The organism is Leclercia sp. LSNIH8 (assembly GCF_002920195.1).
GTDB lineage: Bacteria > Pseudomonadota > Gammaproteobacteria > Enterobacterales > Enterobacteriaceae > Enterobacter.
In genome coordinates this window covers 20,476-41,096 of the sequence record NZ_PQJY01000009.1, presented here as the reverse complement: position 1 = coordinate 41,096, position 20,621 = coordinate 20,476, and the positions used below count along the sequence as shown (strand labels likewise).

18 protein-coding genes are annotated in these 20,621 nt (G+C 50.2%); all 18 read right to left on the bottom strand.

Features of this window, described 5'->3' with window-relative positions; translation table 11 throughout:
- Window positions 1-27: 27 nt before the first annotated feature.
- On the bottom strand, window positions 28-687 hold the full coding sequence (locus tag C3406_RS20645; protein WP_103824739.1) for a helix-turn-helix transcriptional regulator: 660 nt from the start codon (window positions 685-687) through the stop codon (window positions 28-30).
- 73 nt (window positions 688-760) lie between these two features.
- Window positions 761-1,468: a LuxR C-terminal-related transcriptional regulator gene (locus tag C3406_RS20640; protein WP_233210583.1), complete on the bottom strand. Its 708-nt coding sequence runs from the start codon at window positions 1,466-1,468 to the stop codon at window positions 761-763.
- 103 nt (window positions 1,469-1,571) lie between these two features.
- Window positions 1,572-2,117, bottom strand: a complete 546-nt coding sequence (locus tag C3406_RS20635; protein WP_103824738.1) for a fimbrial protein — start codon at window positions 2,115-2,117, stop codon at window positions 1,572-1,574.
- A gap of 28 nt (window positions 2,118-2,145) precedes the next feature.
- The gene (locus C3406_RS20630; RefSeq protein ID WP_158250573.1) at window positions 2,146-3,231 is read right to left on the bottom strand and encodes a fimbrial protein; all 1,086 of its coding nucleotides are present in this window, start codon (window positions 3,229-3,231) and stop codon (window positions 2,146-2,148) included.
- 14 nt (window positions 3,232-3,245) lie between these two features.
- A complete protein-coding gene (locus C3406_RS20625; RefSeq protein ID WP_103824736.1) occupies window positions 3,246-5,792 on the bottom strand; it encodes a fimbria/pilus outer membrane usher protein in 2,547 nt (848 codons plus the stop codon).
- A gap of 102 nt (window positions 5,793-5,894) precedes the next feature.
- Window positions 5,895-6,569, bottom strand: coding sequence for a fimbrial biogenesis chaperone (locus tag C3406_RS20620; protein WP_103824735.1), 675 nt, complete (start codon window positions 6,567-6,569; stop codon window positions 5,895-5,897).
- A gap of 77 nt (window positions 6,570-6,646) precedes the next feature.
- Window positions 6,647-7,168, bottom strand: coding sequence for a fimbrial protein (locus C3406_RS20615; RefSeq protein ID WP_103824734.1), 522 nt, complete (start codon window positions 7,166-7,168; stop codon window positions 6,647-6,649).
- 1,065 nt (window positions 7,169-8,233) lie between these two features.
- Window positions 8,234-8,968 (bottom strand): SDR family NAD(P)-dependent oxidoreductase, encoded by a 735-nt coding sequence (locus C3406_RS20610; RefSeq protein ID WP_103824733.1) that lies wholly within the window; start codon window positions 8,966-8,968, stop codon window positions 8,234-8,236.
- A 2-nt stretch (window positions 8,969-8,970) separates the two neighbouring features.
- Window positions 8,971-9,219, bottom strand: a complete 249-nt coding sequence (locus C3406_RS20605) for an acyl carrier protein (protein WP_103824732.1) — start codon at window positions 9,217-9,219, stop codon at window positions 8,971-8,973.
- 72 nt (window positions 9,220-9,291) lie between these two features.
- Window positions 9,292-10,104, bottom strand: coding sequence for a MaoC/PaaZ C-terminal domain-containing protein (locus C3406_RS20600; RefSeq protein WP_158250572.1), 813 nt, complete (start codon window positions 10,102-10,104; stop codon window positions 9,292-9,294).
- Window positions 10,104-11,366: a beta-ketoacyl-[acyl-carrier-protein] synthase family protein gene (locus C3406_RS20595; protein ID WP_199182748.1), complete on the bottom strand. Its 1,263-nt coding sequence runs from the start codon at window positions 11,364-11,366 to the stop codon at window positions 10,104-10,106. The genes C3406_RS20600 and C3406_RS20595 overlap by 1 nt, the downstream gene beginning before the upstream one ends.
- A 9-nt stretch (window positions 11,367-11,375) precedes the next feature.
- Window positions 11,376-12,767, bottom strand: a complete 1,392-nt coding sequence (locus tag C3406_RS20590) for an efflux transporter outer membrane subunit (RefSeq protein ID WP_233210582.1) — start codon at window positions 12,765-12,767, stop codon at window positions 11,376-11,378.
- Complete coding sequence (locus C3406_RS20585; protein ID WP_103824730.1) at window positions 12,764-14,710, bottom strand: ABC transporter permease; 1,947 nt, start codon at window positions 14,708-14,710, stop codon at window positions 12,764-12,766. The genes C3406_RS20590 and C3406_RS20585 overlap by 4 nt, the downstream gene beginning before the upstream one ends.
- Window positions 14,703-15,863 carry an efflux RND transporter periplasmic adaptor subunit gene (locus C3406_RS20580; RefSeq protein ID WP_103824729.1) on the bottom strand — a complete coding sequence of 387 codons (1,161 nt, stop codon included), beginning with the start codon at window positions 15,861-15,863 and terminating at the stop codon, window positions 14,703-14,705. The genes C3406_RS20585 and C3406_RS20580 overlap by 8 nt, the downstream gene beginning before the upstream one ends.
- Window positions 15,864-15,889: 26 nt before the next feature.
- A complete protein-coding gene (locus C3406_RS20575) occupies window positions 15,890-18,028 on the bottom strand; it encodes a peptidase domain-containing ABC transporter (RefSeq protein WP_103824728.1) in 2,139 nt (712 codons plus the stop codon).
- 70 nt (window positions 18,029-18,098) lie between these two features.
- Entirely contained in the window at window positions 18,099-19,046 is a 948-nt protein-coding gene (locus C3406_RS20570) for a lysophospholipid acyltransferase family protein (protein ID WP_103824727.1), read from the bottom strand.
- Window positions 19,047-19,048: 2 nt separating this feature from the next.
- A complete protein-coding gene (locus tag C3406_RS20565; RefSeq protein WP_103824726.1) occupies window positions 19,049-19,720 on the bottom strand; it encodes a DsbA family protein in 672 nt (223 codons plus the stop codon).
- Window positions 19,721-19,841: 121 nt separating this feature from the next.
- Window positions 19,842-20,036 carry a DUF4762 family protein gene (locus C3406_RS20560; protein WP_103824725.1) on the bottom strand — a complete coding sequence of 65 codons (195 nt, stop codon included), beginning with the start codon at window positions 20,034-20,036 and terminating at the stop codon, window positions 19,842-19,844.
- Between the last annotated feature and the right edge of the window lie 585 nt (window positions 20,037-20,621).

Genomic DNA, 20,621 nt, shown 5'->3' with positions numbered 1-20,621 from the left:
ACATCAGAAAGATGAATCATATGCGTTCTATTTTTGATGGAAAACATCATTTAGCAGTACAAATAATTCTGCGTCAGTTTCTACGCCGAGTTTTCGCATCGCATTACATTTATGCGCGCTAACGGTTTTAATACTTAGCGCCTTCATTTTCGCAATGTGTTGTAAATCCATACCATTGAGTAAATGCTTTAATACATCCATTTCACTTCGCGTCAGGCTGGATATCATTCTGTCATTTTTATCATTGATATGAGAGAGAGCAGTGTAGATTTTTGGACTTAACACACGCCTCTGAGCAAACGCTTTTTTGAAGTAATTCTCAGTGTCTGCCATCGACTCTCCACGTGCGATCAAGCTGATATTTTGCTGATTAAATAATTTCCATAATTCTTTACTGTCATGACAAAAGGTATACACAACCATATTCAGGTTGGGAAATTGCGACCCCAGGTGTAACAAAGTCTCCACCCCTTCCTGCAGACTTTCCTCTACGCTTTGCAGGTCGGTAATGAGAATATCGACCGACTGATACATCAATGCTTCTGAAATTTTACTCAGACTCGTCTCTTTAATCAGAATATTACATGTTGGTGCGATGGATTGAATGAGTGTCGACAGACCAAAAAGTGCCAGAGGGTGGCTGTCCATCAATGCGGCTGTTTGAGGCCAGAGGGAGATTAAGTTCATAGCGCTGCTGTTCCATGCTGTTTGGGAATTGCGCCCCGATACTTATCTTTATGCAATCCCCATCCTTGGTATCTTATAAACGGGCGGCAGGGCCTGTTTTTGCCATCCACGTACATTGAGCATAAAGTTCACTGTCATTGTGATAGCCCAGTTTTATCATCGCATTACGCTTATGCGTACTCACGGTACGGACGTTGCGATAGAGAGTCTTCGCTATACGGGAAACACTCAAGCCTGAAAACAGATATGCAAGCACATCCAGCTCGCGGGCGGTCAGCGGAGTGCTTGACGGGGCACTCTTAGAGAGCAACCGTTTCGCTTTAGGACTTACCCACTGCCGCTCCCCTGACATGACGGCGGAAACACACTGTGTTAATGCCAGCACTGGCTCGTGTTTGAGTAAGATACCGTTGGCATGCGATGACACTAGCAGCTCAAGAATACGATGATCGCTAAAATCAGTGCATATTATAACCTTCATTGACGGATGAGATTCGTGCAGATGCGCCAACAACCGCAGCCCATCAAGCATCAATTCATTTTCACCGCAAATGTCCATGATAAGCAGCGCAGGCAATGTACTGGCAATAGCAGAGGGAATAGAGGCAAGGTTTTGTACGGCACCGATGGGTTCGACGATCCCGCACGTCTCCGTTAATACGCGCTTAATGCCCAGAGCAGTAACCGGGCTGGCGTCCATAATCAACACGCCTTCGCCCACGGAGACGGCGGGAGAAGGGCTTAATGGGACATGAGGCACAGGATTATTGATTTTATTCATCTACCTTCCTTGTATTCTCAGTAACGCCCCCTGCCGGGAACGTTACTGAGTCAGACGTTTTTATTTACTCGCAGATTCTTCCTGAAGCCGCGGTTATTACTGGTTACTGATAAGTAAAGGTAAGCTGCACTACGCCAAGGATCGACCCCGGTGTTGCGTTACCCTTAGAGCTGTACGCCCGCGCCTGCATATTGAAGGTCGTGCCTTTGCTGGTAGATTCTACGTCCTGAACCAGAGTTGAGGCATTACCCAGCGCCTGACCTGACGCTGTGTTTTGCAGTTGGATTTGCACTTGTTCTGCTGTTCCGTTGTTCTTGTACATATCAGGCTCGTCCGTATCCGCCGTGCCGCTCAGCGCCATGGTAACTTTAGACGTGGTGGCTGGGCATTCGCTCACCGCAATGGCAATAGGTTTCCATTCAGTTGCCGATTTAGCCTCAGACAAATCCCCCGCCATGATATTCTGCCCCAAATCCACATTCACCCCGCCTGCAGGCACGTCGATTTTGCACGGTGAGGCTTTAATGGTACCGGTGATATTCAGTACCGTATCAGCATTTGCAGAATAGGACAGCATGCCCGCAGCCAGACACAGCAGCAACGCAGGGGCTTTTCTCTTTTGATGTATTGAAAAAATTGAATCCTTCATTATTTTCCCTTACCGGTAGCGTCCGGAATTATTGTATTTCAGCACGAATGGTGGCTGTTGCGGTAAAGTTACCCGTTTCAGGCATTTTACCGGTGGTATTAAATGGAAATAAGGTAATCGCCGATGTTGCTATCTGGCTGGTATAATCCATATTTAACGGCAATTCTCCACCATTCGGATCGAGGTTATCTCCCTTTGGATCCTTCATTCTGACACCCACATCTTTATTGGTTGTCGATAAGGCAGTCGGATCATTCATATCCGGCGTTCCAGAGAAAGAGAGGCTGACCTTCACCCCTTCGGAAATATTGGAGCATCTCACATTCAAATTGACGTTTCTAGGCGTGAAGTTTTTAGCCATTTCGCCTTTCGTCGTAATATCGCCAGCCATAATATCTTTGAAATCCACATCGATAGTGCCCCCGCCATTAATCACGCATGATTGCGGTACTGTAACTTTTCCGCTCATCCAAACCGTTGACACCGGCTCGATGGACTGAGTCTTGTCATCAGTAGCGATATACACATCGGTAACCTTAGTTACCGGAATGATTTGTTCACCCACAAAGGGCCGCCGGAAATAGAGGGAAATACTACCTTTCGAGCCGGTACCATAGAGAAAAGTGTTGCACCGGACCGGTTTGTTCCTATTAGACTTGTTGGTAAAAGGCGTCGCGACGTCTTCATCCCTGCCGCCAGCGATCCATACCTTGCTGGCCACTGCCAGATAGTCATTAATGGCGTAAAATTTCAGGTCACCGTCGGTATGTACCAGCTCTCTTTCAGGTACTTTTGCGGTAATCCAGGCAGGCCCGTATTCTCCGGTACAGTCACAACTCACGTAGTAGATGCTGCCAAGGTTCCATTGATAGGCACCGTTAATCGTCCTTCCGGCCACGTTCTCGGTAGGATCTTTTAACGTGTAATCCATCAGAAAGTCATAGCGTTGCGTCCCGCTGTCTGATCTGCATGCGGCTGCCTGTACGGAGGTGCTCAGCATCCAGCCCGCCAATGCCAGGCCGAATAATGCGCTGCTTTTTTTACCGGCGATACGACGCCATGGAATGTGGCGTGAAGTCTTATCTGCGACAAATGTCATCGTGCGTTCGGTCATGTCCATATCCCGCCTTACCGGCAGTCTCCATTAATAATTTGAATCCCCGCCGTGGCCGATTGCGAAGGTAACGTATAACTCACCCGACAGGTCTGCGCCTCTGCGTTACCCCATTTCGCCATAAGCGTTCCGGCATCGGCCATACCCGACAGATAAACCTGACCGCCATCGCCGACAATGCTGCCATCGTCTTTTGCGCCATCCTCCTTGCTCACCGTTGCACCGAAAGGCACCGGTTCGCCATTGGCACGGAGCAGCGTCATTAGCACACGTTGTCCGACACTCGGGTTAAAGTCTGCGCGCACGACGGCACCGCGGGTAGGAATGACTGACGCACTGGTCAGCGTCATATCCACATCTTCAGGCAAGGTTAAGGTATCAAGATAAATCTGGTTACGTCGGTATGCCGTGGCGTAAGGCACCACCGCATAGCCGCGCCAGTCGGTTGTCACACCGGTGTTGTTCGAGATGGTTACACCGTCCGCGCCCGGCGCTTTTACCAGCACCACGGTTTCATTGAGCGGCTGTGAAAGCGTTAAGCCGTTTTCATGCAAGACAATGCCGCCTTGCAAGCCATAATCCAGACGGCGCTGGCTTTTATCGTAACCATAACCCGCGTTAATTTCCCCGTATCCACCTCTGTAATCCGCGCTGGCGTAGCCGTTCGCCCCTTCTCCCTGAGAGGTATAACCCTGGGAGAGGCTGTAACTCAGGTTGTTATCAGCAAGCGCCGTACCGTTGAGACCAACGTTATTTGAGGTAGTACCATTTTTGCTGCTGTTAAGGTTGTAGGTTGCGTAGCTGTTCGGTAGCCACTGACTCAATGGAACACTGACGTTCACAGCCACGATCTGATCGGTATAGTACGTCCGCTTTTTGTGCTGATCCTGACCATTGCGGCTATAGGTGTAGTTGATCCCGTAGGAGATCCCTTTCCAGGAGTTGTTATACCCAACACCAACCGATTCGGTAGAACGGTTGTTATTCCAGTAATCTTCTCTTACCAGATTAAGAGAGAACGCACCGGCTTTGTCCCCCAGGTTTTGACTCAAAACCAGCTCGGCACGGCTTTTCTTATGATCGTTAAACTGACCATTATTTCCGGTGTAGCTATCCAGCGCCTCCTGTAACGTGTAAAAACCCGCAGTGGAATAGCGGTAGCTGGCAAGGCTGAAGTTGGTGCCGGTTTCAGCGAAACTTTTACCGTAGCGCAGACGGTACGACTGGCCGCTGTCTTTCTCTGCGTGTTCCAGCTTGGTCCATGCCTGCATAACGTCTGCAGAAAGCGCCCCGAAGCGGCCCAGGTTTTGCCCGATCCCCACAGCCAGCGACTGATATTTGCTCGCCGCCTGCATGCCGCCATACAGCGTCGCGCCGAACGGTAATCCGTACATGGCAGTGAGCTGCGAGAATAACGTCTTATCAACGTCATCGTTATATGAGCGGTACTGACCACTGGTGACGCTATACTTCAGGCGGCCTTCACGCTGGAGCACAGGTACGGAAGCAAAAGGTACAATCATTGTTCGCTCGGTACCGTCAGCTTCTTTAATGATCACGTTCAGATCGCCACTACCCGCCGTCGGATAGAGGTCAGTGATGGCGAACGGGCCAGCTGGTACATAGCTCTGGTAAATGACGTAACCATTCTGATAAATCGTTACCTGCGCATTGCTGCTTGCAATACCGCGTACCACCGGTGAATAGCCTTTCAGGCTGTCCGGCAGCATGTCTTCATCGGAAGCCAACTGTATACCGCGAAACGGCACGGAATCGAAGATTTCACTGGGTGAGGTACTGTCGCCCAGGGTGAGCTGGCTTCTTAGAATATGAATGTCGCGTTGCAGATAAGTGCTGATAGATTCCCAGCGCTCGTTTCCATCACTGTCGCGGTTCCAGGTCGAATAGTTACGTAGACGCCAGGCCCCCAGATTCGCTCCCGAACGCAAGTTCAGGTAATAGTTATCTGAGTCTCTACTGTCGCCATTTCGCGCCTCGGTATTTGCGCCGCTGAAGCTATAATTTACGAGTAATGCTGGAATGCCCTGATCCCACTTATCCGGAGAAACGTAACCACGAGCCTCGGCATTAAGCGCTATCTGCGGCATGCTCAATTCAAGGCGTTGTTGATCGAATCGAAATTTTGCCGAAGATTGCGCTATCGCACCGGTAAAGTTGGCGCATTCATCTGTGACCTTAATACCGGGGAACATACCAATTTTCACGCCTATTTCCTGCAATAGCTCTCCACTCAAACAGGGATAAAGGCTCTGATTACCGGCAGCGTCAACAACAAGGGAAAATTTAATGTCACGAGTAACTACTTCTGATCCGTTAAGATAGATATCAACACGATAGGTGCCTGGTGCCTGTAAGTCGCCATCTTCGAAAATAGATAAATCCGCTTTTCCCTGGCCTGGATTATCGATTTCGAGTAACGCAGGATTAAAATATTCCGCTGCGTGCGTAAGGGCAGCCCCGCCCATTAAAAATGTTAACAAGCAGGCAAGACGAGTACGTGAAAAATGGTTCGAAGTATGGCTCTTCGTAATTTTATTCATATTATTTTCCCATATATAAACGCAGTCATTTGATAATAAAATGATGACTAACGTTCTTCACTTCCATGCTCAACCAACGCAGCGACACTCTGGTGATTGAGTTCAAATACCAACAGTAAGAGCTTTGCTAGTGCCGCCATAATCGTTAATAAACTGCCAGCTCAGCGAATTCCCTGAAACGTTGCCCGGCAAATCGAAGCTGGCCTCTGATTGCGGCGCAACCATAGTGGCGTTTTTTACTTCAATACCATTGATATTAACTTTGAAAAAATTAATATAATTTGGGGAAGGGTTAGTGACCTTCAACTGATTACCCATTCGTTTCCAGGTCAGGATTTTGGCGGACTCGTCAAGGGAATTATTAACGCCAGCGGGACGGAAAATGAGCTTAATACGCGTTTTCACAGCAATCTGCAGCGTATTTTCTTGCGATTTATTAGCAGAAGGGATCGATTTAATATTGAGCCAGTACATCGACTCTTTATTCTGTGGCAGATTGCCGCCCGCACGCACGATACGCAAAATGTTTTGCTGATTGCTGTCCAGTCGGAATAAAGGAGGAGTAACAATAAACGGTGCTTTATCAGTTGTCCCTGCGCCATCTACCCATGACTGAATGAGATAGACATTGTTGTCAGGGTTACTGACATTAATGGAACTTTCTTTTTTTGCGCCGTCATAAATTACCCGTGTTCCCCCTACCACCACGCCCGCCTGCGCCGTCGTGACTAAGGTCATTAATAATGCAGCCACCCCTGTAGCGTGCCATCTATTCATGCTATCCCTGCCTGTCTCGAATGTTCAAAAAGACCAGAGGCATACCTTGCCTCCAGTCTGATTTAGCTCAGTGAAAATTACTGATATACGATAGTGAACTGAGTAACAGCGTTTGCCTCACCCACAGTGACTTTATCAGACAGGGCGATATAACCTGCGCGGAAGCTCAGGGTGTTAGGACCAGTGCTGGTCAGGCTGTAAACAGATGAGTCGGTATACAGTGGAACGACTTTATTCTGAGCGTCAGTAATCTGAATACCGACTTCTTTAGCGGTCTTTTCACCTGCGGTCAGCGCCAGAATGCCGTTGTCACCAGCTGCCTGCTCACCGTCGAAACGAACAACTGCACCTTTTACAGTATCCGGGCAATCTTTCAGTACCAGTTTGAACCCTTTAGTACCAGAGATATCGCCAGCAGCTTTGAATGCATTGCGGCTAATGTTACCCAGAATCACTGACTGATTCAGAGAATCTGCATCAACAGTACAAGCTGCATCGGTAATAGTACCAGTGAAGTTAACTGCGCCATCAGCAGCGATTGCTGAAGTAGCGAAAACGGAGGTAGCCATCAGAGCAACTGCCAGAAGATTTTTTTTCATTAATTTGTCCCTATTAAATATGTTACACGACAACGCTATGTCATTTCCTTTATTTAGTTCCTGAAGTCTCCACCGCAGTAAATAAAACGTTGGATGGGTTCCCCCTAAATCCCAACGATTCATGTCGAACTAAATTGGAGCACAATTTAATGAGATGGTAATTTCATGTCAATACTGATTCCCTTACTCGGCTTCCATTTATGTTTAACTTTCTATTTCAGTACGTTACGCTCTAAACCGTTGTTTTTATCCTATTTATCGGGATCGGTTTTTTCTTGTATTCATGAAACTTCTTATAGGGGCTCTAAATAAACAACAGAAAAATGAATGACGCTAAAATTTAGTGCCGCTCATTTCACGATATTTAACGCTGCGGCATGGCGATATATTAGTTTTAAGAACCAAAAAAAGCCACCTTAGTTTAACACCATTTCTTTTAAATATTTTTTCACACCAAATTCACAAAATTTATTTAAAACTTCCAGTATTACCCGTAGTACACAACAAAACTGCATCCTGAATAGTGCGGAATCCTGACTGATTTTTGATGAATCGCGTATCGTTTCCCCGGGAAAACTTTGCTAAAGCAGACCCGCACTTTAACACTTGAGGCGCTACATTCATTGTCATCCTGACGGCCTCAAATAAGTTTCTCTGAAGTAATTCAGTTCGCTAATCGATACGGAAAAAGATAATTTATTTAAATGGCGAGCTAATGATTTATATTCTTTATCTATAGAAAACGACATCCGATAAGATACAGCCACACTTAAATCATACTTTAAAAGAATAATTATTGTTTTCTACGGCTGGAACTATGCGCTTACAAAATGATTTTATCCTGCTGTCAGTGGTCAGCACCATAGGTTATTTCTTAGATTTTTTGCGTACTTTTTGTGATGAAAAAGACGCTATTTTTTAGAATAGTGAGAAATATCTCAAATTTATACGATTCCAGACCTAATGCTCAGTAAAATAAACCTGGCAGGAGACTGTTTTTTGTGTGAATAAAAAGACAGGACGCCTTGCGTCCTGTTTGAAGTGAATAGAATGTTGTCATTCTGATCAGGCGGAAAGGCCACCATCCAGAATAAGAGTTTGTCCGGTCATATAAGTGCTGTCGTCACTCACCAGCCATGCCACCGCACCAGCGACTTCGTTTACTGTACCGAAGCGTTTCATCGGAATGGTTTTGTGCAGCGCAGTCAGTTTTTCTTTAGGGATATTGGCCAGAATATCGGTGTCGATATAGCCGGGTAGCAAGCAATTGACCCTGACGTTAAAACGCCCTAACTCCACTGATAGCGTCCGTGCAAGGCCAATTATTGCCGCTTTACTCGCTGCATAGGCACTTTGCCCACTATTGCCCTTCACACCGGTAACTGACGACATCATTACTATAGAACCGCCACCTTCTATCAACATCGGCTTAAGCAGATGCTGGTTAAAATAGAAGACAGCATTTAAGTTCGTATCCATCACCTTACGCCAGTTATCCGGGTTTTGGTGAATGTGCAATTCATCAAGCGTGATACCGGCATTGTGCACTACGCCGTGGGGCGCACCGTAACGCGTCAGTAAATCAGTGGCGACACGCGCCACAGCCTGCTCATCACTTCCGTCACATTGATAGCTTTCAACCTTACCCGGCAGCGTTGCGCAGGCCTGTTCAACCTCCCGAGCCGCGCTTTCACCCTGATTCCAGGTAAATATCACATTATATTCTTTCGCCAGACGCAGCACCGTAGCACGTCCGATCCCACGGCTTCCGCCGGTGACTAATATCCATTTCCTCTGCATAGTTAAAGACTTTTTTCGCTGAGATACTGACATAGCTCGCGAAGCGTAATGTTCACATTATTTGTGAACAGTTCAGCTTCAATGGTGACGCCAAATTCTTTCTTTGCCAGCACCATAAGTTCCACATAATCCAGGCTATCGAGCTTTAGCTGATACAAAGGCATGTCCGGATCCAGATCTTCCATTTCCATGTCTTTTGCATCGCACAACATCTCACAAACTTTGCTATAAACTTCATCAAAAGGTGTCATGATTTATTCCTTTAATTCAGACTGTTGAATGTTATTTAGGGTTAATTGCTCTTTTTTATCAGCAATCACCTGTCAGCCAGCCAGCGAGCCGGTTTTCAATGTAACCGTGACAGACATCAACGGCTCATTGACACGCCACGCCTGAATGCCCGCCACTAAAACCAGTCCAGCATGTTTATTGCCCATTACCAGCGTCGGCAGGATCGCATAATCGATAGCGTCAAAACGCTGACCACTCTCATTTTGCCGTAACAACCGGGGTGAAAAATGCGTGTCATGGTGCGTCTGAACAACCTGCACCAGGCTGAAAACATCGCGCAGGCTATTGGCCTTATGCTCAGGGATAATGCTATGCACCGTCTCGAGCGTTGCCGGTGCATTGACTAACTGGCGGAACAATATCGCATCAAGGAAAATCCACAGCGGAGCAACATGTCCGACATGAGTCAGAAACTGGGTATACAGCACCGCCAGCTCTTCCCCTTCAAGCGTATTCACCTGAGCGGCAGGTGATAACGTCAATGAGTTAGCGCCAGTGATTTTACTACTGATGCTGGTCTTCTGTGTCTGAAAATTCACCAAATTTCCGCTCACCTGCATCTGCTCACGACGCACCACTTCTTTTACAGGCAGCTCATAGGGTATTTCACACATCACCGGCTCGCGAAGACGACTGCTGAATACCAGACCTTCCAACGACGATGCATGTTTTTCCACGGCAGCACTGAGCGCGGATTTTACATCCAGCAGCGCGCGCATGCCGTGTACGCATAATCCGTCCATCCCCAGACGCTTCGCCTCGTTAACGTCAAAATGAATGGGATTATAGTCACCCGAAAAGGCCGCCCAGCGTTCGGCATGTTCCAGGCTGTAGCTTAGCGACATCATTTCCCCCTGCCGATCACCAGCGCCGCGTTCGCGCCGCCAAACCCGAAGCTGAGGTTGAGGGTTGTGTTTAGCGCTGCCGGGCGATGGGTATTGGGTACATAATCCAGATCGCATGCCGGATCGGGCGTAGCGAGATGACAGGTCGCAGGCATCACCTGATGCTCAAGGGCCTGCAAACAAACGATCGATTCAAAGCTGCCAGCGGCAGCAATCAGATGGCCAGTATAGGATTTCGTACTTGAGCAAGGCGTGGTGTAAGCCGCCTCGCCCAGCGCAATCTTCATCGCCTCGGTTTCATTAAGGTCGTTGAGCGGCGTAGACGTGCCATGGGCGTTGATATAATCCAGATCCCGGGCGGTAACGCCAGCCTGCTGAAGGGCATGGCGGATGGTTTGCACCCGCGCAATTTTGTCTTCGGCCGGCGCGGTAAAATCACTGGCATCGGAGAAATTACCGTACCCGAGAATTTCGCCAAGAATAGTCGCACCACGTGCAATAGCAGATTCACGCTCTTCGAGACACAGCACCGCCGCCCCTTCGCTTAGCACAAAGCCATTACGATGCAGGCTGAACGGACAACAGGCGCGCGTGATCTCTTCCTGCTCGCTGGCCAGCGCGCCAAGCACGTCAATATTCCATACCGCTGAATCAGAACGCAGCGATTCTCCGGCCCCCGCCAGCATCATGTTTGCACGACCATGTCGGATAAGTTCAAACGCATCGCCTATCGCGATGGTCCCCGTCGCGCAGGCTGCTATTGGTGTATTTTGATAGCCACGGAGCCCCCACAGCAGGCTGACTGCCGCCGTGGCCGAGCTGGGCATCGAGAAAAAGCAGCCAAAAGGGGAGCCCACCCCGGTGCGCATATAATCTTCGTAATAAACCTGGGTTTCGTCCTGACCTGCCCAGCCGGTGCCCATGATGGCGCCGCAATCGCGCAGATCGTAATAGTGCTCAGGCTTTTCATCGCCAAACGACATCTGCATGGCCTCTCGCGCAGCGGCCAGCGTAAGCCGTGCATAACGTGGCAGGCGGCGTCGGATGGCGGCAGGTACGCCTTTGAGTGAAGGCTCCTCATCGATCAGGCCATAAAAACGGGATTTGATCCCGGCGGCAGATTTGTCGCAATAACGGTAGCCGAGTTTGTAATCCATGATGGCTGCCCAGCTTTCAGCGGCATTCATCCCCAGCGGTGTTACTGCCCCATAACCCGTAACCACTACCCGACGCGGCGCGTCCATCGTCTGTAAAGTGTCCATTGTCATGGCTTATCCTTGTTTATTCATCGTATTGTCTTCCCCGCCCCCTAGCGCCAACCAGAGTTTCATCGTGGAATACAGGTAGTTGTACTGGTTTGTTACCAGCGCGTTTTCGCTGACCAGCAGCGCATTCTGCGCATCAAGTAACGCCTGATAACTCACCGAACCGTGGTGATACTGGCTTTCCACCAGCACCAGCCGCTGTTGGCTCAGCGCCAAATCGTTCAATAAATGCTGTTTTTCCTGCTGCCAGGTCAGGCGCTGCGACATCGCGTTATCGATATCCTGCAGCGCACTGTAGGAGGCGTGACGAAACTGAATCGCCGCACTCTGGACATCCAGACCGGACTGGTCGACGGTCAGTTGCACTTTGTTCCACTGGATGAAAGGCAGATCAACCGCTGATCCCAGCGTTCGGGCCGGGTTGCTGAACCATTGCTGAAACACAGCAGCACCGGCATTCAATGAGGCACTGAGCGACAGCGAGGGATAAAAACTCAATCGCGCAACGTCTGAACCCGCCAGCGCGGCACGCAGTTTCAGTTCGGCGGACTGCACGTCCGGCCTTTTGGCGATGGTTTCCAGTGGCAGGCGCTGCGCCACCGGTACACGCTGATGGAGATCCAGCGTCTGACGTTCGGCAGGGTACTGTCCAGGCGGGCGGCTGAGTAGAATCGCCAATGCATTACGGCTTTCATCGCGCTGCTGGAGTAAATCACGCAGACTAATTTCACGGCTCAACACCGTCTGCTGCGCCTGCAAATAATCGAGCTGGCCCAGATCACCCGCCTTCCAGCGGGAGGTCACCATGCGCAGAGTTTCTCTGGCAATCTCCAGACTCTGCCGGACATTGCCGATCTGCTGATTCAGGCTGGCAATCTGCCAGTAAAGCTGAGACGTTGTGCCAATAAGCGACAGCGCAGTAGCCTGTAAATCCTGCTCCGATGCTTTTGCCAGCCAGTCGGACTGCTCCCGGATACGCGCCAGTTTTCCCCAGAGATCCAGCTCGTATGACGCTGAAAGAGCGTTGCTGTAGCTTTCTGTCGGCGTAGTGTCGTGATGCAGAGACTTAGTATTACTGGCTATTCCGCCTGCGGTGACGTCAGGCGTCAGATTAAGATCCGATATCCCAGCCGCCAGTCGCGCCTGGCGAAGCTTGATCCCTGCCAGCGCCAGATCGTTATTGCTCTGCAACATGGACACGATCAGGCGTGACAGCTGCGGATCGCCAAAATTATCCCACCAGTGCGGGGAAAATTTCGCTACGCCCTCGCCAGTATCCTTCACACGCCAGGCGTCAGGTACTGACAGCATGGGTCTTTGATAGTCGCTTTTCAGCGCCTGACCACAGCCAAACAGCGTCAGCGTCATGGCGGCAATGATGAATGGGTTCAGTTTCATTCGCGGGCCAGCGCCTCCGTGGGATGCAGGCGGGCCGCATTGCGCGCCGGGAAAAAGCCAAAGCCAAGCCCGATCAGCGCGGAGAAGCCACAGGCCAAAAGGATGGGCGGCCAGGTGAAAATCATGGTGAATTCCTGCGTAACCAAAGAAAAAATCAGCCCCGCCAGACCCGAGCCGATAATGCCAATCAGGCCGCCGAGGGAACAAATCACCATCGCCTCAATCAGAAACTGACGCATGATGTCCGCAGGCCGGGCACCGACCGAGAGGCGAATGCCAATCTCATGGGTCCTTTCCGTTACCGACACCAGCATGATGTTCATCACCCCGACGCCACCTACCAGCAGAGAAATCCCGGCAATCGCGGTGATCAGCAGGGTCATCGACTCCGACGTTTTACGAATCGTCTTCGTCATCTGATCGTTGGTCATGGTGAAGAAATCCCGTCTGCCGTGCACCGAATCCAGCAGTTGCTCGACATCTCGCTGAGCAGCATCGATTGGATAATCGTCGGCGATACGCAGGGTAATGGACTGCAACGGCGTATCACCCGACATCCGCTCCAGCAGCGAGGTATAGGGGATCCATGCGCCGAGTTGCTCGCCGAAATATTTCGGCCCTTTTTTCTCCGCTACGCCGATCACCCGGTAAGGCGCGCCGGAAAGTTGAATAATTTCGCCCAGCGGATCCTGCCCGCCAGGGAATAGCGTGCTGCGCACGTTCGGATCGATGATGACCACCGGCTCACGTTCATCCAGATCGCGTGCCGTGAAACGGTTCCCATTAACAAAGTTCAGCCCCTGCACACGAAAGAAACCGTTACTGACGCCCGACAACGAAACAACAACTTGCTTACCGCCCCGGACCGCCATAGCAGTTTTATTCACTATCGGCGACAGGCTGTCGATGTAAGGCTGTTTGCCGAGCAAATCCACATCATCCAGCGTCAATGCCCGTTCAAAATCGGGCCGCAGTTTGTCCCAGCCGAGACCGGGGCGAATTTCGACCGAGCTGCTTCCCAGCTGGCTTATCTGGCTGAGAATGCTCTGCCTTGCCCCTTCACCGACTGCCATAGAAGAGACAACAGAAGAGATGCCGATGATGATGCCCAGCATGGAAAGGAAGGCGCGGATCCGATGCCCAAGCAGGGAGCGCCACGCCATGCGCACCGCTTCCTTGATGCTCTGCCAGACAGGCGTTCGCCCGGTGGCGGCTATGGCTGGAAGGTCATGGGATGTCACCTTCGGCATAACCGGATTGACCCGGTCAGCCACAATCTGGCCGTCGTGGATTTCGACAATGCGCTGGCACTGTTCGGCGATACGCCGGTCATGGGTGACGATAATAAGCGTATGCCCGGCCTGATGAAGTCCATGCAAAATGGCCATCAGCTCCTGGCCACTGGTGCTGTCGAGCGCCCCCGTGGGCTCATCCGCCAGAATCACCGGCGCGCCGTTCATCAGGGCTCGGGCGATACTGACGCGTTGCTGCTGTCCGCCGGAGAGCTGTGCAGGCCGGTAATTCATGCGCTCACCAAGACCCAGGCGAGTCAACAGATACTCAGCCCGTGTCCGACGTTCAGGGGCAGGCATATCGGTATACAGTGCCGGAATGGTGACGTTTTCGATGGCCGTCAGATAGGGCATCAGGTGATAGCGCTGAAAGATAAAGCCCAGATACTGGCTGCGCAGCTCTGCGAGTTGTTCGCTGCTGGCCACCTGCGCAGGGATATCCATAATGCGCATTTCGCCTTCCGACGGTTTATCCAGGCAGCCAATGATATTCATCAGCGTGGATTTCCCGGAACCCGATGCACCGATAATGGCGACCATCTCCCCCGCCTCAACGCGCAGGGAGATATCCTTCAGCACAGTTACCGCAGCGCTGCCCGAGCCAAAATGGCGGGAGATGTGCGAAAGTTCGATAACCGGCGCGTTAGCCATGCGCAGCCCCGGTCTCATTTTGCACAATCACAACGTGCTCGCCTTCGCTCAGGCCCTCTTTCACCTCAACGAACTGACGGTCGTTGATGCCCACTCGCACCTGCCGCAGTTCGATCTTATCGCCCTTCATTACCTGCACCTGATAGCGATCTTTCCCCTGCGGCTGACCCAGCGCCATCAGCGGCAGGCGCAGCACATTTTTAACCTGATCGGTGATGATGAACACCTGTGCCGTCATGGAGGTACGTAGCTGATGGTCGGGGTTCGGTACGCTGAATACGCCATCGTAATAGACGGCGGAGGCTTGTTGCCCCTGGGGACGGGCACTGTCATCCTGTAAAGCGTCACTCGGCGCATCCTGAAGTGTGCCCATCACACTTTGATATCGACGTTTAGGATCGGCCACAACGGAAAACCACAGCGGCTGGCCGGGACGGACTTTCAAAATGTCAGTTTCTGAAATACGCGTGTGCACCGTCATGGTATCAACGTCGGCCAGCACCAGAATGGTCGGCGCGGTCTGCGAGGAGACAACGGTCTGTCCTTCCCGGGTAACGATACCCAACACCTGTCCGTCCACCGGCGCCATAATCTGCGTATAGCCCAGATTGGCTTTTGCCGTTTCCAGCGCCATCCACGCTTGTACGATCTGCGCTTCATTGACTAACAACTGCGCCTTCTGCGTATCGAACCTGGCCTGCGCCTCCTCGAGATTGCTCTTCGTGCCGGATCCGTCGCGATCCATCCGCAACTGGCGTTTAAGCTCAAGATCATACTGTTTGAGCGTGACCTGGGCGGCCTCTTTCTGGGCGATGGCAATATCCAGCGCAGCCTCAGATTTACGCAGCTCGCTTTGTTGCAACGCCGGGTCAATTTCAGCCAGCAGTTGACCTTTAGTGACGCGATCGCCGGCACGAACGTGCAGTTTTTTTAACTGACCATTGACCTGCGCACCGACATTCACCTGTACAGAAGGTTTGAGGATGCCGGTCGCCAGGACGGTCTTCTGAATATCACCGCGTTCAATTACCTGCGTAACGACCGGCACCTCGGTCCCGGACCATATACGTTGCACAGCCAGCACACCGACAATCACCAGCGCCACGGCCAACACGCCCAGGGCATAAAAGGTCTTGCGGTTTCTGCCCGCCATAACGAGTAGTCGTTTGATCGCAACTCTCACGCCAGCTCTCCTTCAGGGAGGATGGTGGACACAGAGGTGTTTCCCACCGCTTCTATATGGCCTTTTCTCATTGCACAGAGGCGGTCGAACAGGTGTAGCGTCGTTTCACTGTGCGTTACGACGATCAGCGTTTTTTCATATTCACGGCAATGATCGATAAGGGTTTGCATCACCTGGTGAGCGGTCTGTTCGTCAAGATTGGCGGTCGGCTCATCCAGCACCATTACCGGCCGATCGCTGTACATTGCACGGGCCAGCATCAGACGCTGACGTTGCCCAAGCGACAGTGCAGGATGGCTCTCGCGAATAAGGGCGTTCTGTTTTCCCGGGAGACGATCAATCACGTCGGTTAGGTTCAGCCCGTGCAGGAATTTATTGATGCGCGCCTGTTTTTTGGCGTCGTACTCGCGATCAAACAGCGTGATGTTCTGCAATACGCTGGTGTTGAATAGGATGTCCTCCTGGCTTTGCAGGAAGAACAGTTTCTGCGCCTGACGACTGTTTACCGGCTGCCCGTCGGCGAGGATCTCCCCGGACTGAGGTTCAATAAGCCCGGTAATGACTTTGAGCAACGTACTTTTTCCCGCGCCAGACTCGCCGATAATCGCCAGTGATTCACCCCGACGCAGCGCTATCGACACATTATCGAGCACCGGTTTGCCCGGATCGTACGCATACTGCAGCTCACGATAGTGAAGCTGATGATTAAACGCCACCGGCGGCAGTAGTGCGTCGTGACGTTCTTCTTTCACCTTCGGGAACAGATCGGCGGCACGGGTATCGATCACGTGCAGTTGGTTTTTGCGCAGAACAGAGAAGAAAATCTGGGTGATATAGGCGGTAAAAATCTGGCGCACAAAGCTATAGGCAAAAAACTCACCCAGCGAGATGCTGTTATTTTTCAGCAGCGGCAACGCCAGCAGCATAAAAAAGACCATCTCAAGACTGCCAATCAGCTGATACAGGCTGCCCTTTACCTGCTCATATATTTTCTGTTTCTGCCGACAGTCAAACAGGGAAATAACATAATTCGCGAATGCAGCCTGACGCTGGCTGGTCAAGCCAGCCGATTTCAGCGTCGCAAATCCCTGAATAGTCTCCAGCAGAAAATCGCTTTGCTCCGCGCTCTTCACCTGCATCTGTTGCGTAAAATAGCGGTCCCGGAAAATAGCCCAAACGCTGACCAGCCCCATCAGCGTTACGCCAGCGGCAGAAATGGCGGCCAACAGTGGGCTGATGTAGCACATGACCCCCAGCGCAATGACTCCCACCACCCAGTCTATTCGCAGGCCGTTATCCAGCTCGATTTTTTGGGCTGCCGCCATTTGCCAGTTGGAGAAGCGGCTGAAGATTTCCCCTGGGCTGCGTTTTTCGAAGAAGGCGAGCGAGTTCGTCAGAAGATGAGCAAAACCGCTGACGCTCTGCATCACCACAAAACGTTTGATAAACCGCTCGGTCACGCTGCGTACAAAGAAAGCCAACAGAGTTGAGACGACAAAGGCCAGCAGGTAATAGAAATATGGAAATTCTGTTTTACCGCCCGAGGAGAAAACGTTGTTGATAGCAGAGCTGACCATTACCGGCATGATAAACAAGGTCAGTGAAATCAAAAACGCCAGCAGCATCAGCCGATAAATGCCGGGGATCGCCGCGGTCTGTTTTAAGCTCATGCACTCCAGAGCGCGAAAACGTCGCGTGCGTTTGTGTTTCTCCAACGGCGGTGCGGCACTTTCCGCTTCCTGGTCAAGAACCAGGGCATAACCGCTGATTTCAGATTTCAGCGCGGCGATGGGTAAAAGCTGCTCGCCAATCGCCGGATTCATCACGCAAACATAACTTCCCTGGCGGTAGGCCAGCAGCACATAGTGGCTCGCACCGTAATGCAAAATGGCAGGTAACGGGAGTTCTGCGAGTTCATTCAAATCGAAGGCGACCGGATAAACGGGGATCGCCAGTTCGGTCAGGATATCGCACATGGTTGAGAGCGCGGTGCCGTGGGCAGACGCCGGAAAGCGCTCGCGTAACTCATCAAGGGGCGCATCGACGCCCTGTGTTTCCGCCAGCATGGAAATACAGGCCAGCGCGCATTCGTTTGTTTCTGCCTGATAAACCATTTCGGGAATGATATGTTCCATAATTGACACCTTTGAACGTCCTGTTCTCATCTGTAATATCACTAGCGCCGCGCTGTAAACTTATTCATTTTCAATCATTAATGAAGAATAAAGAGTGTGAATGCCATAGCATCCAGTCGGTGGAATACTCGCGAATACTCTGTTCAATAATTCCCGGCATTTCATCTTTCAATTTTTTTGCCGGAACCGGCTCATGAATGCGAATTTTCAGTCCGTTATCGTAATAAAGATGATAAAAAACCACCTTCGCTGACATCATTCTTGCCAGCCGGATAATGCCGCTGTGTAACGTAGCCGGGCGGCCAAACAACCGGCATTTTAATTTCCCGGCTTTGTCTTTACTGGCAAATTGCGTAAAGTCAGGCGTAATATCCGGGAATAAAATAATATTTCGCTGGTTACTCGCGGCATCCATTACCGAGGTCATCAGCGTTCCCGCAATGTTTTTATTATCCTCGTGTATAGAACAATACGTAAGATCCAGACCACCCATTTGCCGTTCGGCTGCGGAATAGACATCGGCACTGCGTGACGTAATCACCGTCGCCTTGCTAGGGTACACCGTGCCGCCGATCATGGTGCTGAGTATGTCCGAGACCATATGTAACGGGGCGAGGATCACCGACTGGCCTGCGCGCTGCAACGGTTCGACGACAGCATTGAGTTGTGCCGTACAGGCTGCAAGCTCCTGCAAGGCCCAGCGATTTTGCCCGTAAGTGACGGCCTGGACCAGTAACTCACGCCGCTGCGTCAGCCAGATATAGTCAAATGCCTTGTTATCATGAAGCAGGCACTGACGGTTAGATTGCGCGACAACGGCCCGCAATTTTACATCTCGCCGCGTCAGCCCCAGGAAGCGGCTTACATGCGAGAAAGCGAAGATGACGCGATAGTGCATGCGCCGGAATAATAAGCAATGTGCCCTGTAGCTGATCAGCCCGAGCTTATGTAATGCCAGCTGATATTTGACGGCGAGGTTTTTCCACACCAACGCACACCACAGGGCAAAAAATTTCATTATTACTCCGCCGCGCGATTAGTTTCTAATAGCGTGATTAATTTGTCCGCAAAAGATGAGAAATCACCTTCCTGAAGCGCGACCCATTTTTTATTAATAATAAATGACGGCGTTGCATTGATATTATAATACTGAGTAACGCGAACCATATAATCCATACGCGCTTTTACTTCAGCGGACTGGCTGACGGTATTATATTTATCCACGTTAATATTATTATTTTCCAGCCATGCAGTGCGCTGCGCTGGATCGCCTAAATCAACCTTATCCTTGATCACCGCCTGGTAGGCGCTTTCACGGTGCGCTTCTTCGAGCCCCATCACCTGTAGGGTGGCGAACACCGGCGCAAAGCGCGCTAGCCCACCTTGCTTATCGAGATTGAAATGAAGACGTACCAGTTTCTTCCCTGCAGGCAGGCGTTTTTCCAACTCAGCCACATTTTTTTCATTTACTGCACAGAAATGGCAACCGTATGAAAAAATTTCAATAATATCCTCTCCGTCAGCGATTGGGCTTTTCGCTACTTTATCAGCTGACAGTGAAACCAATGCTTGCTGTCCGCTATTATCGGCGTTATTAAATACGAAATAATGGAACCAGGCAGTCGTAATCAACGATGAAATGACGGCGATAAAAATGGTGTAAGCCAGAATAAGAAGAATTCTTTTTTTCATGGGAGGCTTTTCATCCTGAAAATAAAAGTAGGAGAAGCTCTAAGGGGGCGTTGTAAAAAATCACACAACGCCCTTCAGAATAATCAGAAATTATTCCATTTAACTAAGAGACAGATGTTTCTTAGCCGACATCTGGGCAGTTAGCCTTGTCTGAAATTTTATAAGTTCTGGTTACAGCGCCATTTTTGTCAGTGCAGGTCTTTACATCCGCACATACGTTAGAACCATTAACTATCATTAATTCATAAGTGTTTACACAAGTTTCGCAAGTACCGCCAATAATTGCGCTTGCTTCAGTCATGTTGATCTTTTTCATTTTAATATATCCTTATTTATGAGTATTTCATTTTGAACAAAGTGCGTCTGATATATTTACAGCAGAATAATACATTACAGAAGACCCATTCCTTTTTACACCGAAATAACAACGCTTAACGTAAAACGTTAAGCGTTGTTATTTCGGATTTACGCATTGTAGCGATGCTTTTTTCTTTGAGCAATATGCCCCAAACAGCCTGAAACGTACCTCATTAAAGAGGGCGTCATTTGGCTGACAGGATTTTTCCTATAAAAAATCGTGTTAATAAACGCAAAAATAAAAAAAAGCTCACCAAATACCTGTTTACCGCTTTCGATTCGGCAGGACTTTTCTTAGAAAAACTCAAGAGTACAAGATCATTACACAATATTATTTTTTCTAAAAAAGGTTGTACCGCTCTTCCCAGGGGGATTAGCTTTCGATTACCCTCGTTAAACTTACGTTTAGGCCCTTGTACACGTTAAACGCACGTATCCTTGCCGCTATGCGGGCCAATAAAATATAAATACACATAGATTGTGTTATTAATCAATAACAACAGGTCATTTTACGCAAGCAGAGAATTTCGCGTACCTCTTGCAT